Annotated in this window: 13 protein-coding genes and 1 tRNA gene; 9 read left to right on the forward strand and 5 right to left on the reverse strand. The window is 40.9% G+C overall.

The genetic code is table 11. The features are described from left to right. Nucleotides 1-269: 269 nt before the first annotated feature. Both HUS62_RS16205 and HUS62_RS16210 read left to right on the forward strand, forming a co-directional pair. On the forward strand, nucleotides 270-692 hold the full coding sequence (locus tag HUS62_RS16205) for a hypothetical protein (protein ID WP_175080385.1): 423 nt from the start codon (nucleotides 270-272) through the stop codon (nucleotides 690-692). Continuing rightward, nucleotides 693-1694 carry a hypothetical protein gene (locus tag HUS62_RS16210; protein ID WP_175080387.1) on the forward strand — a complete coding sequence of 334 codons (1002 nt, stop codon included), beginning with the start codon at nucleotides 693-695 and terminating at the stop codon, nucleotides 1692-1694. On the opposite strand, the gene HUS62_RS16215 is transcribed toward HUS62_RS16210, so the two are convergent. Together HUS62_RS16215 and HUS62_RS16220 are read right to left on the reverse strand one after the other, a co-directional pair. After that, nucleotides 1691-3439: a S8 family serine peptidase gene (locus tag HUS62_RS16215; protein ID WP_175080389.1), complete on the reverse strand. Its 1749-nt coding sequence runs from the start codon at nucleotides 3437-3439 to the stop codon at nucleotides 1691-1693. The two genes, HUS62_RS16210 and HUS62_RS16215, sit on opposite strands and share 4 nt — an antisense overlap. A 22-nt stretch (nucleotides 3440-3461) precedes the next feature. Next, nucleotides 3462-4406, reverse strand: a complete 945-nt coding sequence (locus tag HUS62_RS16220; RefSeq protein WP_175080391.1) for a hypothetical protein — start codon at nucleotides 4404-4406, stop codon at nucleotides 3462-3464. A 237-nt stretch (nucleotides 4407-4643) separates the two neighbouring features. Here HUS62_RS16220 and HUS62_RS16225 point away from each other — a divergent pair, with 237 nt between their 5' ends. After that, a complete protein-coding gene (locus tag HUS62_RS16225) occupies nucleotides 4644-8522 on the forward strand; it encodes an AAA family ATPase (RefSeq protein WP_175080393.1) in 3879 nt (1292 codons plus the stop codon). A gap of 72 nt (nucleotides 8523-8594) precedes the next feature. Here the strand turns inward: HUS62_RS16225 and HUS62_RS16230 are convergent, their stop codons facing one another. After that, nucleotides 8595-10052 (reverse strand): hypothetical protein, encoded by a 1458-nt coding sequence (locus HUS62_RS16230; RefSeq protein WP_175080394.1) that lies wholly within the window; start codon nucleotides 10050-10052, stop codon nucleotides 8595-8597. Nucleotides 10053-10170: 118 nt separating this feature from the next. Between HUS62_RS16230 and HUS62_RS16235 the strand changes: the two genes are divergently transcribed. Genes HUS62_RS16235 through HUS62_RS16250 form a run of 4 tightly spaced genes read left to right on the forward strand, consistent with a single transcriptional unit; the run spans nucleotide 10171 to nucleotide 12041 of the window. Further along, complete coding sequence (locus HUS62_RS16235) at nucleotides 10171-10419, forward strand: hypothetical protein (protein WP_175080396.1); 249 nt, start codon at nucleotides 10171-10173, stop codon at nucleotides 10417-10419. A gap of 54 nt (nucleotides 10420-10473) precedes the next feature. After that, entirely contained in the window at nucleotides 10474-11154 is a 681-nt protein-coding gene (locus HUS62_RS16240; RefSeq protein ID WP_175080398.1) for a hypothetical protein, read from the forward strand. Nucleotides 11155-11212: 58 nt separating this feature from the next. Then, complete coding sequence (locus HUS62_RS16245) at nucleotides 11213-11737, forward strand: hypothetical protein (protein WP_175080400.1); 525 nt, start codon at nucleotides 11213-11215, stop codon at nucleotides 11735-11737. Nucleotides 11738-11747: 10 nt separating this feature from the next. After that, entirely contained in the window at nucleotides 11748-12041 is a 294-nt protein-coding gene (locus tag HUS62_RS16250; RefSeq protein ID WP_175080402.1) for a hypothetical protein, read from the forward strand. A 68-nt stretch (nucleotides 12042-12109) separates the two neighbouring features. Here the strand turns inward: HUS62_RS16250 and HUS62_RS16255 are convergent, their stop codons facing one another. Together HUS62_RS16255 and HUS62_RS16260 are read right to left on the reverse strand one after the other, a co-directional pair. Then, nucleotides 12110-13189, reverse strand: a complete 1080-nt coding sequence (locus tag HUS62_RS16255; RefSeq protein WP_175080404.1) for an AAA family ATPase — start codon at nucleotides 13187-13189, stop codon at nucleotides 12110-12112. Nucleotides 13190-13226: 37 nt separating this feature from the next. After that, nucleotides 13227-13475 (reverse strand): AlpA family transcriptional regulator, encoded by a 249-nt coding sequence (locus HUS62_RS16260; RefSeq protein ID WP_175080406.1) that lies wholly within the window; start codon nucleotides 13473-13475, stop codon nucleotides 13227-13229. 108 nt (nucleotides 13476-13583) lie between these two features. Here HUS62_RS16260 and HUS62_RS16265 point away from each other — a divergent pair, with 108 nt between their 5' ends. Together HUS62_RS16265 and HUS62_RS16270 are read left to right on the forward strand one after the other, a co-directional pair. Further along, on the forward strand, nucleotides 13584-14528 hold the full coding sequence (locus HUS62_RS16265) for a hypothetical protein (RefSeq protein ID WP_175080408.1): 945 nt from the start codon (nucleotides 13584-13586) through the stop codon (nucleotides 14526-14528). Between the two features lie 80 nt (nucleotides 14529-14608). Beyond that, a tRNA-Arg gene (locus tag HUS62_RS16270) sits at nucleotides 14609-14729 on the forward strand. Nucleotides 14730-14760: the final 31 nt, after the last annotated feature.

Raw genomic sequence — 14760 nt, forward strand, 5'->3', positions numbered from 1 at the left:
TGTATATTTATACACTTTTAAAGGTTTCTTTACTACAAACATGGTTTTAGCTTCTTTAAAGGTGAAACTGCACTCTGTAAATATACCAGAAAACTGAGTTAGTTAAGTTTGAAATTCCATTACATTTAAACCAATGCTACATAGGTAGATTATAAACCCACTAAAGCCTATATCTCACCTTACTCTTAAAGACTTAAAATATTTTTCATTGCTCACCCGTCCGTTTGTCTGAATTACGATATATTCAAGAAAGAACAACGGAGGTTCATATGGAACAGTTTATTACCCCAATGATAGTAAAGACGAATAGCCAAGAGGACTATCACTCAGTCAGGCCTTTATTCAGAAATAAGTACATCAATGCATCGTTTTCTTTTATTTCACAAAACGACGGGCTTAGCACCGTCGAAAAAAAAGCAGTGTTAAAAGAAATCTGGCAATTGCTACAGTATTTAACAGCTCCTGAGGATCATACCTGGGTAGAAAAAACGAGGGTTTGGCAAAATGCTTCTTACAGGGAGTTCCTGTTAAATGCCTATTACGTCAAACGCCCAGAGTCAAAGGAGCAGGTTGAACTGCATATTGAGAAACGCCTGAGTCGTCTCAAGGCTAGTTATTGTCGAGCTTGTAGTGAACCTTTGCCTGCGGCCATAGATGATCTTCCACCTCTTGAACCTTTGGCGGATCTTTAAATGAAAGGTTCACCAAAGGTAAGTGTTCGCTGTCGTTACTATAAATCCAAAGCTGCTAAGGCTGTACTTGATCATGCCGATGCAAATCGTAGCGGGTTTACCAATTCCGATAATGTTCATTGGGAGCGTTCAGTAGACAATATTGGTTACTATTTTCATTGTGCTAACTCATGTACAGAAGCACTTGATCTGATGTGTCAAAGGCACAAGGAAGTGACCGGTAAGAAAATCCGTGTGGACAATAACATTCTATTTGAACATGTATTGTGTTTGAGCGAAAAGCACTACTCCCAACTGGAAGAACTAAACGGTGCGGATAAGGTAAAGCAAGCGACGATGAATCGCTTAAAGCGATACGCTAAGGCCGTTAAAGCAGAATTCGGATTTGAGCCTTTGGGTATCGATTTTCATCTTGATGAAGGGCGATATGAAGCTCTGGAGGGTAATCGGTTTGTACGGAACGTGCATGCGCATATTCAGTTCATTAACTACGATTATTCGAAGAAAATTGCACCGCTCCGCTATTTGATGGCTAAAGGGCTAAATAAAAGCGGTAAAACTAACTCACTCAACCCGCATTTTGAGAAAATGCAGGATCTTGCTTTTGAAACATTTAAAGACTGCGGGTTTCAAAGAGGGGAGTCAAAAAGCATTACCAACAAACAGCATCTCAGCAAAGAACAGTTTGTAAAACAGAAAATTCAGCAACTCAAAGAGCAAGCTATTGAATTAAGTCACGCTAATAACGAGTTGCTGGATGATATTAATGTTAAACAGCAAGCGCTTAAACAGGCGACTCAGGATATTGCGGTGCTGGAATCTCAATTAGACAGTCTTCGCTATCAGGTTGCGAATATTCATTCCCTGAAAGCCGATATGGTTAAAGTCTTAGCGGAAGGTACGGAGAAAAAGCTTAAAGAATTTATTGAGAAAAAACTGGCTCCAGCCATGGGGGAAACATCTGGAACCAGTTTGCATCGAGAGGCGGTGCGTACTATTTAACTATCGCATTGAGGCGCATCCTCCAAATTTACGTTAATTATGGTAATTGGTTGGCAGTCGCCGTTAATGCAAGTGCGCATACCATAGTCAAAATTTATCAGGTCACTCTGGTCAAACTCACGCAATATAGAAGGGCGATGGGTGTCTTCAATGACAGTTTCCATTGATGAATTATCCATACTTAATTCGCCGCCTTGCTCAACACGATAAAGTGAATAAGTAATATTTTTTTTATTCTGAGCCAGTGAGTTAAACGACACTTCAAACAAGCGACAACTCGGAACGTCTGAACTCAAAAAGTCATGGACGATATCGGAAACGCATTTTTCAGTACCAGCAAATGCACTCTGAATGTAACTCAGTTCACCTGATTTGAATTTTACAGCTGCATCAACAAATGCTTTGGCATTCAGCCCACCGGCACCACAGGCTTTACCTTCCAGTATGCAGCTTGAGTTTTCGTTGTAATTGTCAGAAGTTGCAGCAAGCAGAAATTTAATTTCCTCGATGCTCAACGACCCGGCCTGACCGATTGCGGTTGCTACAGCTGAGGCTATCATCGGCGCTGAAAACGACGTTCCGCTATACATATAAACCTGTTCGTCACCTTCAAATTTTTGAGTGCTGTAGGCAACTACATCTGTACCGTGTGAGGATACCGCGATCTCATCACCGTAATTGGAAAAGTCAGCGCGATCATTTTGCCAATTGGTTGCTCCGGCTATAATCACTCCATCGCAGCCGGTTGGCAGGTGGTCTTTTACGTCGACATCATCATTACCGGCAGAGACAATCACAGGGATGCCACGTTGAGTTGCGTAATCAATGCTATCCTGAACATACTGAGTACAGCCCCCCGGGAATTTGGCACCTAGGCTTAAGTTGATAACGTCGACAGGCTCTGAGATATCCTGCATACCCTCACCTAATGAGTCACCCGCAAACCAGCGTATTGCATCGGCAAAAATAGCTCCGCCGCTACCACAGTCTAATACTCTAGCTGGAACAACTTCTGTATTAACTGCTGTACCTGCAAGGCCAAACTCGTTGTCTCTTATGGCGGAGATAACGGAAGAAACCCCATTCCCGTGCGAACCACAATGACGCTCATCGATAGCTTCATCTGTTTGGAAAGGATCATTGTCTTGTTCTCTTACGTCCAAACCCTCGTCGCTGTAAATAATGTCGGGGTGGCGGGTAAAGTCACCATCGGCCACGCCGACCCGAATAGTTTTTGCGGTTATATCCGCTGTGCGCCACACCCCCTCAAAATTATGCCCAGTTAAATATTCTCCGGTGTAGTTATGGCCTTTGCCCAATGGGCCAAGGTATGGCTTTTGGTCATCGTAATAAACATCATTGGGCAAACCGTCATTATTGTTGCTATGCACTTTGAATGATGGCTTAGCGACAGGTTTGGGGGTATGAACAACAATGTCCTGCTCTACGGATTCATATTGGCCAGTCGCCTTTAACATTTGTATTGCCTGTTCAGGGCTATCAGCTTCGACAGTGATCAGACTGTATTTGGAATCATTGACCACTTTATGAGTTGATCTTTGCACCTTCAGTGGCAGCGCTGCTATTGAGTGCTGCATCGCTTTTTTTGATGCTGAACTTTTACTGTATTTAGTCGCAGGAATGTTTTTGTACTTTATGATCAAGTTAACAGTTTCGGCATGTGCAGCGGTACTTAATACAAGGCTTATTGCGACTGAGACTAGTGTGGTGTTTAATATTTTCATGGTAGTTAATCCTTATATGTGATTAGTTGCTGTAGCAAGGGCTGGTAACGACTTGGTTTAGTAGCTGATACTCTTGCTTAAACACCCAGGTATCTCCTTCCCATGAGCCGTATTGCTCATTACCAATAAATCCTGAAACGCCAAGAGGTGACGCTGATACTATGTATGAAGGGAAAGGTGCGGTGCTACCAGATTGCTCAGCAATACCGTTTGCAGCTTCGATTAGATAAGCAGCCCCATTGGTTAACTTGTCACGGATTGAGTAAAACAGCGTGTCTAATTCTGGCTCGGCGATTTCGCTGTTTTCATAGTTTGCAATGCGTTCATCGATACGACCGACATTGACGTCCATATAGACATCAAAACCCCACATATACGATTCGCTTTTGGCCGAGGCCAAACTTTCGCTTTGTTTTATTGAAGTACTTTTTGATATCTCGCCATTCAAATACTGCATAGCTGAATATGATTTCGCTACTAGCAAAATATCGTTATAAACAGCTCGCTGCTCAATTGCGTTTCTAAGGGCTTTAACCTTATTTAAGATGATTTCACCCGAAGTATTTATTGCACTAACAGGAATGCTGAAAGCGACTTCATCATCACTATCCTTAACCGTAATAGGGATGTCTTCGGACGCATTGTTATCCAGTACCGGAAGAGAATAAGTGACTGATATAGTCGAACCGTTAATAGTGCTGGAAACGGTGCCTATGCCTGCATACTGAGATAAATTAACCGAAAGTGATCCGGTTACATCATTTGCAGTTAAGGTAAAGGTGACTTCTTCATTCTCACCTAAAGTGATGGTTTCGATAGACGAAGTCACAGTCATATCTTTAATTACTGGGGGATTGTTACCTGTCGGTGGGTTAACGCTGCCATCAGAGGAATTGACGTCGCTTCCTCCACCACAGGCGGTCACTTGTGTCAGCGCAATTGCGCAATAAAGAGTTTTCAATTTCATTGGATATCTCCATTTCGTTTTTAAAGTGCAACATTCAAAACCGTTGCTTGAAATGGATTATCCAGAGCTATCCGCAGTGGCATTGCGGATGGGAAATTTTTACGAATTTATTTTTCTTGGTTCCTCAAGCGATGCTTTAGATAAAAATTGAAACTTTTTTGCTATCCGCAATCTGACTTCGGATAGCTCATTAATATAAGCAATGTTCAATTTGGCAATACAGACTGGAGACATTGCATGACACTCACATCATCACAAAAAAACAGCTTATTAGTTGCTTATTACAAAACTTTCCCTGTCTCGATTAGACAACGAGTATTTACCTCTGGTTTGTACAAACAAAGCGAATTGCTGGCGGTGTGTCTGGCCCACTATTTGGGGATGTATAAACCCTATGATGAAGATGTGGCGTTTAAGCTTAAGTTTAATGCTGATGCACTATTTAACGTCACTGTTTCATGTATTGATGTTTCGAATATGGAAAGGCTTCGGCTTGAGCTAAGCAATATTGGCGAAGACGCAGCAGAAAAATGGGCAACTGCGACTTTTGATGAATACGTTTCAGGTATTCGAATCTTCACCTCCAGCCTTGAAAAAAATGGTTATTTTTCGTTTGAAGAATTCGCTGAATTTTTAGTTATAAACAAAACGGTTAAATATGAGGCATCGATTGATGAACTTGATTACGACAACCCTGAAGCCGGTTTTATTGGTGAAGCAACAAGTAGTAGCTGTGATGAAAATGCAGATCCATTTGCAGAGCGACAATTAGCGCTACATCAATCTGAGCAAGCTTCTAACCGATTAAGCATAATCAATGTGTCGGAGCTGATTAAACAAGGTGACAGTGATGTGCAGGAGTTGCTTAATAACCTGTCGTGGATGATAAAAGCCAAACATGATGTTGATGGCACAACACAAGATAAAAACCCTATTCAGATAGGTGAAGAGTTGTTACTCACCGCTGCTTCTGGCTGTATTGGATTTATCAATAAATTTGCTCAGGCTTTCGGTGTTCCTGCTTTCACCCTTCGTTTTCCAGCGCAATGCTCTCAGTTACGAGCTCAATTAATGGAGCAAGTCTTTGAACGCACCACAGAGACAGGCACCGGATCACTTAGAGGGCCAAGTAAAAACTGGTTTGCTATTGCTGAACACTCCTTCAAGCAAAAGTTGGTGATTGAGCGAGATACCCAAGAGCTATTAAAGCAATTACTGGTAAAAAAAGAAGATCACAGTATTGGTCTAGATATTGGAGTTATTTCTGAGTTCCAAAACTGGGTTGACGAACAAAATATCACTCATCGTTTCTTCGCTAACAATGACCTTTTGTTCAAAGGCTTTATCGAACAAAACCAGACAGAACCATCTATGCCTTATTTACTAGCTAAGCGAGTTAAGCAAGCGCTACATGACAAGGTTATAGGGCAGTCCTTAGCCGTTGAGAGTGTATCCGCACACTTATCTTCTTTGCTGGTAAATGGAGCTAAAGCTCACCTTGGAGTATCGACCTTCTTTGGAGCAAGTGGTACAGGTAAGACATTTTTGGCAGAAACGATTGGCGATGTATTCACAGGCTCGCTGGAGCTGGATTATCAGGTGAATGTGCTCAATATGGAGCAGTATTCAGACGCCAAAGATGTATTGAAACTCTTTGGTTCTGGCTCTCAATTTGTTGACTCTGCATTAGGCGACTTAACCTTGTCGGTAATGAAGCAACCGCGTTCAATCATTGTCTTTGATGAAATAGAAAAGGCGCATCCAGAGGTAGTGCAGTCTTTGTTAACCCTTATAGATAAAGGTTATGCAGTTGACCAGACCTCCAACAGAAAAGTGAATTTTTCACTTTGTTACTTTGTTTTCACCACTAACATTGGAAGTGGCGAATTAACCGGAAATAAAGGTGCAAATGACTTTGATCCTTTAGAGCTTTTAACCCGAAAGAAAGTGAGCACTGATCGAGTGCTTTCACCAGAAATGGCTAACCGCTTGGCTGCCGGTAATATCGCAGTATTTAAGCCATTTAAAGCAAAGGACTTAGTGGCGATCGCTCATGAATCGACTCATGGTAGCTCTGAACGCAAAATACAATGGCCAGTTGGCAAAACCGCCGAAATTATTTTGGCTACTCTAGGCGGCCCTGTTAGTCCTAGAACTATTGCTAAACAATTGGATAAACTGGAAGGTAAGATAATCGATAAGCTGATTGATGAAGTACCGCAATATCAATTGTCGGCATTAAACAATATCCGCTTTGCAGACAAGCCGGTGATTGATCAGGTGCGTCCAATAATTCAAGTCGTGTCTTCACAGGCCTTTGCTTCTGAACTAGCAAGTGAGCAGGTAAGCATCACTCCTGATACCGATCTTGCCGCAATAGAGGAGGCACTAAAATCAAATGCCGATGCCATATTGATTGATGAGTCCAACCTAGTTGCTGATATCGCATCTTTGGCGGAACTGATTAAACAGCATCCCGAGAAAGCAGTGTTCACCTGTAGTTTTGATGCCGAAGCGCCTAAGTTGAAGCAGTATAACGCGGGTCGTTTATTGCAAAAACACTACCGAACAACAATGGCAGCGGAGCAAGGAGTTTTTAATCATATTTTGTTGGGAGTGAAATATCAGGCTGAGCTGATTAAGCACACGGCAGAAGCCATTGCCAGAAACACCAGTGTTCATTTTGAACTGACCCATAAACTTACTGACAATGGTGTAGAGGTTGGTTTTAAATCATTTATTCATAAGCAAAGAGTACGGGCTGAGGATGCTGATTTACACTTTTTGGACTTCGCCGGTAAGCCTGAGGGATCGCTTGATGATGTGATTGGTCTCGATGGTGTGAAAAAGCGCTTAAAGATCATTGTGAAGACGATGCAGGAGAGCCAATCCACACTTACAAGTCAGATTGAAATTCCCAAAGGCTATTTATTTACTGGTTTACCTGGCACCGGCAAAACTCATTTGGCACGCTCATTAGCAGCCGAAAGCGATATGTTTTTCTTTGCGGTCAATGCTGCCAATCTTTTGGTGGGAGATGTTGTTAAAAATATTAACGACCTTTTTGCGGTTGCCAGACGTTACCAGCCTTCGACCATCTTTTTAGATGAGATCGACTCGATTGCAAAGTCGCGCAACTCATCAGGCAGTAATGCCATTGCTGTCAACGCGCTACTCACTGCCATGGACGGGTTTAGCAAAGCCGACAGTAAAGTATTTGTGCTTGCCGCGACGAACAATCCAAGTCAGCTGGACTCTGCGTTAACCAGAGCTGGGCGCTTTGACCGAACCGTACCTTTTAACCTTCCGTGTAAACAAGCAAGAGCGGCTTGTGTACAGCAATGGTTTGATAACAAAGAAAGTAAACTGGACGCAGAGTTAAAAGACGAACTGGTTACCATGCTCGAAGGAGCTACGATCGGCCGAATTAATGAAATATTCAATAACTCGGTACTTTCCAGTCTGGCGGATGATTATGAATGGCAACCACAGCTATTAATTGAAGAAATACGCTCTGCCAAGCTTGGCTATGTCAGTCAGTCGCTAAAACAGTCGAAAAAGCAGATCGCCAATACCGCTTATCATGAAGCCGGCCACTTGGTTGCTCATAAGCTGTTGTTACCAGATGTCCCAGTTGAATTTGCATCGATTCAGCCAAGAGGGGCTGCCCTTGGTATGGTGGTTCCGGGTCAGGCAGAGAATGAGCCGGTATTGTCCAAACAACGAGTAAAAGCGTATTTGCAGGTGTTTCTTGCTGGTATCGCCGCCGAGCAAATGCGTGGCATGACAGGTGATGCTCAAAATATTGGCGGCACCGATGATCGCCGCAAAGCGACCAATTTAGCCAAAAAAGCCATTGTAGATTGGGGAATGTCAGAGCAGTTTGGTCTGGCAATTCCATCTGAGCTGACCATTGATACCACTCAGGTTAATAGCGAAATAAATGTTTGGCTTTCATCAGCATATAAAGATGTCTGTGACCTGTTGGTAAATAACAAGTCTTTGCTTGAGAGAGCTAGTAATGCCCTTCTGGAAAAAGAGCAATTGGATAAAAGCGATATTGAAGGATTGTTCGCTATCTCTCAGGGATTTCAACCGGCTGCAACGGCTGCGTAGATAGCCCTATACTGGGGCATTTACCCCAGCTTTGTTCTTTAACATTTTGAATTTCAAACTTGACAGTTCCATTCACATCTTACGTTTTTTATTTTTGTATAAATGATCGATACGCAATGAATAATGAATTGGAGAACTAGTGAAGAATCGTTTCATGTTAGCATTAAAAATAATGCGAAACTCATTATGAAAACTATCTATATCAATTGAGTTCGGATATTTTGAAAAGTAGCTTTTTATATTTTCAAGCATCGAGTTATCAAGGTCTTGATAATCATCTTTATCTATTAAGCTTCGGACTTTTAGGTGGCCAACTGCAAAAGGTAAGTCTGTTTCAGTAAAGGGATATAATTGAAAACATCTTAGTTCAGGAGTTTCAGAAGAGCCGGTGAAATAGCATATATGGGAAAGCTTTGAGTCTTTCAATAGCTCCATATTTTCGATAATTCTTCTATGATGGTTTCCAGTTAAACAACAGCCAATACCACATTCGTATTCTCTGTTATGTATTATCAAATCGATTTTTAATGGCCCTTTCTCATCAGGGAGAGTATTTTTATAGTAAATTTCCTCGTTCTCTAATTCATATTTAAACATATAGTTATCAATTCCATAGCCATACATTTTTAGAATATAAAAAGCTTCAGAGTGATCATCGTATGTATATGAATATTTGTATGAGATGATTTTATCACTTAGTTCACAAAGAGCTATTACATGAATTTCTTCCGCTGTCTTAGGCTGCAAAAACTCGATATCTCCATTTTTAATCCGAGAAATAACCGACTGTCCAACTTTAAGGCGTTTAGCTAGGCTGAGTTGATTCCAGCTTTTATCTGACAATATTTTATCAGTGAGCATTGAATAATTACTTTGTAGTGTATTTGTGGCCTTTATAAGGCAAACACTACATACATATAAAGAATATTTATTTCGATTTTCATGAGAGTGAGTTAGTTGTTTCTTTTTTCTCTCTGATTTATCAAGGCTTTTGTCTGTGACATATTTGCTACGTGGCAATCCGCTGAATAATTTATTTCTGTGAGTGGATAAAAAGACTTCGTGTATTGTTGGAATTTGAGTTTTGTCGACATCTATATCTTTCCTTAGCCAATTGTCAGGATGTGCTTTTCTGTTAGAAAAGCCGCATAGCTTGCAAGTCCTTTCACCTTTTACTATCGGGGCGTTTTTAACGAAATTTATCTCATTATCAAAAAGCTTATCATCGAAAAAAGTTTCCAACCTAGATAATGTACTTTCTTTAATCGTATTACCTTTCATAAGCCGAAAGATAGTTGCTCTACCAATGAATGTTAATTTCTCTAATTTAACATGTAATTCTTTCTTCAATATTTCTTGCCGTTGAACTAGATCGCTATTGGACAACCCTAGTCGAGAGAGTGAATCAATTCTTTTGGCAAAAGCTTTTTCAAGCGCGGCTCTTTCGAAGTTATAAAGTGCTTCTGGCAGAGCATCGATAGCCATGCACTTACTTTTTAAATTCTGCTTTAACCATTTTTCAGGGCTCATATAAGCTTCGTTCATATAAGTATCAAAGTTAACATATATATATTATGTGGATTTTGATACTAACTCTATCAGTCTATTGTTCGCTTACCAACACAAAGTACGAATAAGTGAGAACGATATGGCTATTACATCAATCAATTCAATCGCTAAAAACCAATTTAACCCTGAAAACTTAAACAATGCCGTTCGCATGATTTGCGCGACTTATGGTGTGTCGGACTATCAGGTTCATGATGCTTTAAGGGATGTATATGAATACGGGTTAGATAGATCATCTTGCTCTGCACAACGCATTATTTACCTGTGGGAAGACCACTGTGCTGATCAGTTCGCTTATGACTGTGAAGAATATGGTTTCGCTGCCTAATCGGTAATCGAACTAAACCTAATCACTAACATTTATATGGCAGAGGCGGCAGATATGAACCAGTCAGAACGCAGAAGATGTATTGAGAAAAACGACTTATCGACCCGAACTTCAGTGACAATTCCACAATTGGCCTGCAAGTATGGGGTGTCAGAAAACACCATAAAGGCGGACTTTATCGCGTTAGAAACTATTGGAGTGGCCTATTGTGCTAACCCAAATGGGAAGCCTCAGCGTTGGTTTGCCGTTCAGCCTAGTAACTCGTTGGATATGACGTTAGAGCTGGCGTTTGTATTGAAATATGTCAATGAAACGGTAAAAGCCATGCTGCCGGATGAAATCTATCAATCGATTGAGCATGTGTTTGAAGCGGCTCAAGCCACTTACCATAAAAAGCGCAACGCTAATCACCAAAGCAAGGTCGTACGGTTTGAGCGCCTGACAGCTCAGGTAGATTTAAGTAAGCACCTTATCCTCAAGCATATTAGTCATGATGCATTAAATACCGTGAAATCTGCTATTAGCTCAGGTAGTCAATTATTGGTCGAAACGGCCAGTGGTGAGCATGTTCTCAATGACGTATCGGTATTTGAACTTAATAACATCTTGTTCCTCAAGGGAAGAAGCTCAGGTTTTAATGGCAGAATCGAACAGTTCAATGCCTGTGACATAACAGCTGTAAATGAATTCGACTCGCTGACTAACTTGCGCCCGACAACCAGACGTGTTGCCTGACTTATGGCGTTTATTTGATTTTCATTGAAATAATTCAATTCTTTAAGAGGTATTTGTAATGCGAGCTATAGGCTTATTATCTTTTGGCTATGTGCCATTCATCATCATCGTTGCAATTGTTGTAGGCGCGTTTTCTTATGTATTTTCTGTATTTGAAGTGATGGATCGGTTTACAAGCACATACCTGACCATGGGCTTACTACAAGCTTCCATATTGTACGCATCACTGGCGCTGGTTAGTTCGATCGTCGCACCTGCTTTGATTTTCATTAAAAGAAAAACACGCAGTGAAATTTATCGTGCATCTGAAAACTATTTCCTCCAAAGCCTGATTTTCTTTGGCAGTTTATTCGGGTTAATTATTGCGCTACTTTATACATACGTCAGTATTCAATTATCTCGGTTTTATACGTTAGATCTGGCCACACTGATGGCATACATGTTTCAGTTCATCGTTTTGTACCATGTTTTTACGATTTCCTGGGCGCTGTTAAGAGATTCATGGAAAACCAAGGAACGAACATTGAAAACGGTATTTTATTTTGGCCTGTCAGCTTTCGCGTTAATTGTTGCAACTCAGTGAGGGAAAACCAATGTCATGGCCAAATAAAGAACAGTTAGCTCACTATTTGAATGTCGAATACCAAGGGGAATTTGGTGCTTACGGTGATGACTTGTTGGAATCTTTTAATCAGCTTGATGACTATGAGATTCAGCAACATATTTTGGCACTGTGGGAGATTATGCCTCTGTTTGTTGATGAATCAGACTGGATTCCTATTTCGCAAAAAGAGCGCCAACGTGTCATTCATGCCAGTATTCAGCAGCGTAAAATATCAGACAACATAAAGTCGATTGAAATCACATCGATGACCAACACTTATTAGGAAAGAGCATAGTTACCCTTACCCGTACTTAAGTACGGGTAAGGGTAACTATTATTAAATAAGGAGAGCTATTGATGTCGTAAAAGCCGAAAAGCTTTGGTTTTACCTTCTTGCTTATCCTCAATCTTCCCCGAATTTTTCAGATAAGTACAAGCATTGGATACACGTTTGCTTAAGGAACTTTCAGGTAATGAAGGTTGTAACTTTCTCAGCGCATCAATAATGTCAGATCTTGGAACCCAGTCATTAGTTTGTTTAATGACGTCAACGATCAATGCTGCATCTGATTCCGATTGTGGCAAAGAAGGACCTGCGAATGTAGGTTTTACATTACTTACCACCAGTGACGTAACAGGCCGCCCCAAATTGTCATCAATTCCAAGTTCAACAACTTCCATCTCAAATTCATGAGCTACTTGTGAACAGGAGTCCTTAGCTTTTAGCACGGAAAGTTTAGTGGTAATACGGTCTTTATCTTTCGACTTTTTGGTCTGTAGAGCAAAGTCTGCATTGCCGATCAGGGCAGTACTTCCACGGTAGCCCCCATCTTTGTTTCTGTGATGAACATTCAATACAGAGATTCCAAACTTATCTGCAATCTCTGTGCAAGACCTCATGTAATAGGAAACATCTTTCGCACTGTTTTCATCAATTCCAGAAGCGCATTGTGAGAAAGTATCAAAGATCAATAGTGCGGGGGCTAACCTCTGCCTCTCTGACTCTAGACGGATGAGGGCTTCAAGCTCAGCTCGATCTTCATAGCATGTTGGAGATAGAGCTCGATTGACGACGATAATCCCATCACCGATCTTAGTGTTGTGTTTTAGCTCAACAGCCTTAAGGCGACGCGATACGCTACCAGGACTTTCACCTGCCACGTAAATGACTAATCCTTTTTTCGTTGGTAGGTTTCCAAAACGTCGGCCCGTCGCAATTGATGCAGCCATTTGTAGAGATAAAAAGGTTTTACCATCCTGTGACTCGCCAATTAGCATGCCGACTTTACCTGCTGGCAAATAATCTTGGACAAGCCATTCAACTTTGGAATCCCACCCTTGAACGCCATAAGTGTAAGGTAGCGTGATGTCCGAATAGAGAAATGGGTTGGACTCACTAATTAGATGAGTTGCGTCATTGCTTTTTAACATTTTTTACTCCTTGTAGATGTTAATTCGACTGATTGGACTAAATACGGTTGATTGTTTTTGGTTGAGGCTGTGATTTGGGGCTGAATCCCGTTTCACATTGATTCGTTAATTGAGCTGAGATCCATGCTTTTACTTCGGATTCAGGCCAAAGGCGGCGGCGACCTAATCGAATGCTTTTGGGCAATTCAGTGCCTTCATCATCTCTGCTTAAGATGTTATAAATTTGCGCAGGGCTTGATCGAAGAAATTTAGCTAGTTCCTCGGCTGTAAGAAGTTTTTCGTCCATGTTCACGTCCTTGTGTTGATTGTGAGATAATTCTCTCAAAGAATGAAAATTAAGACTGGGGCAATAATTTTGAGTAATTTGCCCTAATTGTTTATGGGTAGTATTGGCATGTTTGATATTTTGAAATACCACAGAGCACAATATTGGTATTGGTTTGTTCGCGACAGACTGATTTCACTTGAGCTGGAAAGTAATGTGGATTCAAAAAAAGTGAAGCGATTTAATCAGCTAATAAAAGCCCCATTGACCACACGCATATACTCTGATGCAGCCATTGGTAAGAAACTGTCAGAGCTAGACCCTTACTCAAACTTTGACAGTGAGTTCAATAATAACGGAAAAGATTATAGAACTGGTAATAGAGGACTACCTCAGCATCTTTGGAAACGAGTAAATAATGTCATCCCGAATAGTGCGCAAGCTTTTACTGATGGTCCTGCTGGACTATTCCTTATATTTGAAGCAAAAAACCTTACGGAATCGGCTTGCTTAATAGCAAAAGTGTTATTGACTGTGCTTGAAGCAGAACAGGAAGTTTTTAAGGACGATAGTCAGTTATTAGGCCTTAAAAAGTTGCTTAGTAACAGAGTTCAATTTGGGATCTTTGGTGGCACTATTAAGCTACTTAATACAATAGAGGATATTATTAATTATCTTTATCCTACCAATGACTGGGATAAATTTGTTCCAGTGGTATCCAGTGTTGATAGCAGCCAGGATGAGTTTGATCCAGATAAGCTGCTGAAACCAAAGTATTTTGAATTAGTCGCAATCGCTCCGATAGTTATAGGCTTTGGCTTTTTTAGAGCCAAGTTTTTTGATGAAGTACATTACTTGTCTAAAGTTTGCTATCAAGAGCAGTATCTGAAACTCCTTCATAATAAATTTTTAATTAAAGAAGAGCATTGGTTGTTTGAATCAAGAAACAGAAAAGAGGATATTGATTTGACGACTAACGTAAGGGAAGAATCAATTTTAAAAAATCTTTTTCTACAAGCCTCAGCAATGGCCCATCCAACATGTTTGGCTGATGCGTTTCGTGAAAAACAATAGCGACATTCTACAGTTGATTTCTGCTGGAGCAGGGACAATAATGGGACACTGCTCCAGTTAAATATAGTTATTTAGAATTAGCTCAAGTTAGCTGGAAGCAGCGAAGTTTCAAGGCTAGAAGAGAATTTTCATTATTTATCAAGCCCCTGACTTGGCCCTCCGGAGGCTAAGTTGCAGGTTCGATCCCTGCCGAGAGCGCCATTTGCTCTTCAATTCAATGTTTAATTCCCCA

The sequence above is a fragment of the Pseudoalteromonas sp. 0303 genome (assembly GCF_013349995.1).
Lineage (GTDB): Bacteria > Pseudomonadota > Gammaproteobacteria > Enterobacterales > Alteromonadaceae > Pseudoalteromonas.

Coding starts and splice junctions, on each gene's coding strand:
- HUS62_RS16245 (WP_175080400.1), top strand. CDS start 11,213: ATGCGAGCTATAGGCTTATTATCTTTTGGCTATGTGCCATTCATCATC.
- HUS62_RS16235 (WP_175080396.1), top strand. CDS start 10,171: ATGGCTATTACATCAATCAATTCAATCGCTAAAAACCAATTTAACCCT.
- HUS62_RS16260 (WP_175080406.1), bottom strand. CDS start 13,475: ATGGACGAAAAACTTCTTACAGCCGAGGAACTAGCTAAATTTCTTCGA.
- HUS62_RS16250 (WP_175080402.1), top strand. CDS start 11,748: ATGTCATGGCCAAATAAAGAACAGTTAGCTCACTATTTGAATGTCGAA.
- HUS62_RS16210 (WP_175080387.1), top strand. CDS start 693: ATGAAAGGTTCACCAAAGGTAAGTGTTCGCTGTCGTTACTATAAATCC.
- HUS62_RS16230 (WP_175080394.1), bottom strand. CDS start 10,052: ATGAGCCCTGAAAAATGGTTAAAGCAGAATTTAAAAAGTAAGTGCATG.
- HUS62_RS16205 (WP_175080385.1), top strand. CDS start 270: ATGGAACAGTTTATTACCCCAATGATAGTAAAGACGAATAGCCAAGAG.
- HUS62_RS16225 (WP_175080393.1), top strand. CDS start 4,644: ATGACACTCACATCATCACAAAAAAACAGCTTATTAGTTGCTTATTAC.
- HUS62_RS16215 (WP_175080389.1), bottom strand. CDS start 3,439: ATGAAAATATTAAACACCACACTAGTCTCAGTCGCAATAAGCCTTGTA.
- HUS62_RS16255 (WP_175080404.1), bottom strand. CDS start 13,189: ATGTTAAAAAGCAATGACGCAACTCATCTAATTAGTGAGTCCAACCCA.
- HUS62_RS16265 (WP_175080408.1), top strand. CDS start 13,584: ATGTTTGATATTTTGAAATACCACAGAGCACAATATTGGTATTGGTTT.
- HUS62_RS16240 (WP_175080398.1), top strand. CDS start 10,474: ATGAACCAGTCAGAACGCAGAAGATGTATTGAGAAAAACGACTTATCG.
- HUS62_RS16220 (WP_175080391.1), bottom strand. CDS start 4,406: ATGAAATTGAAAACTCTTTATTGCGCAATTGCGCTGACACAAGTGACC.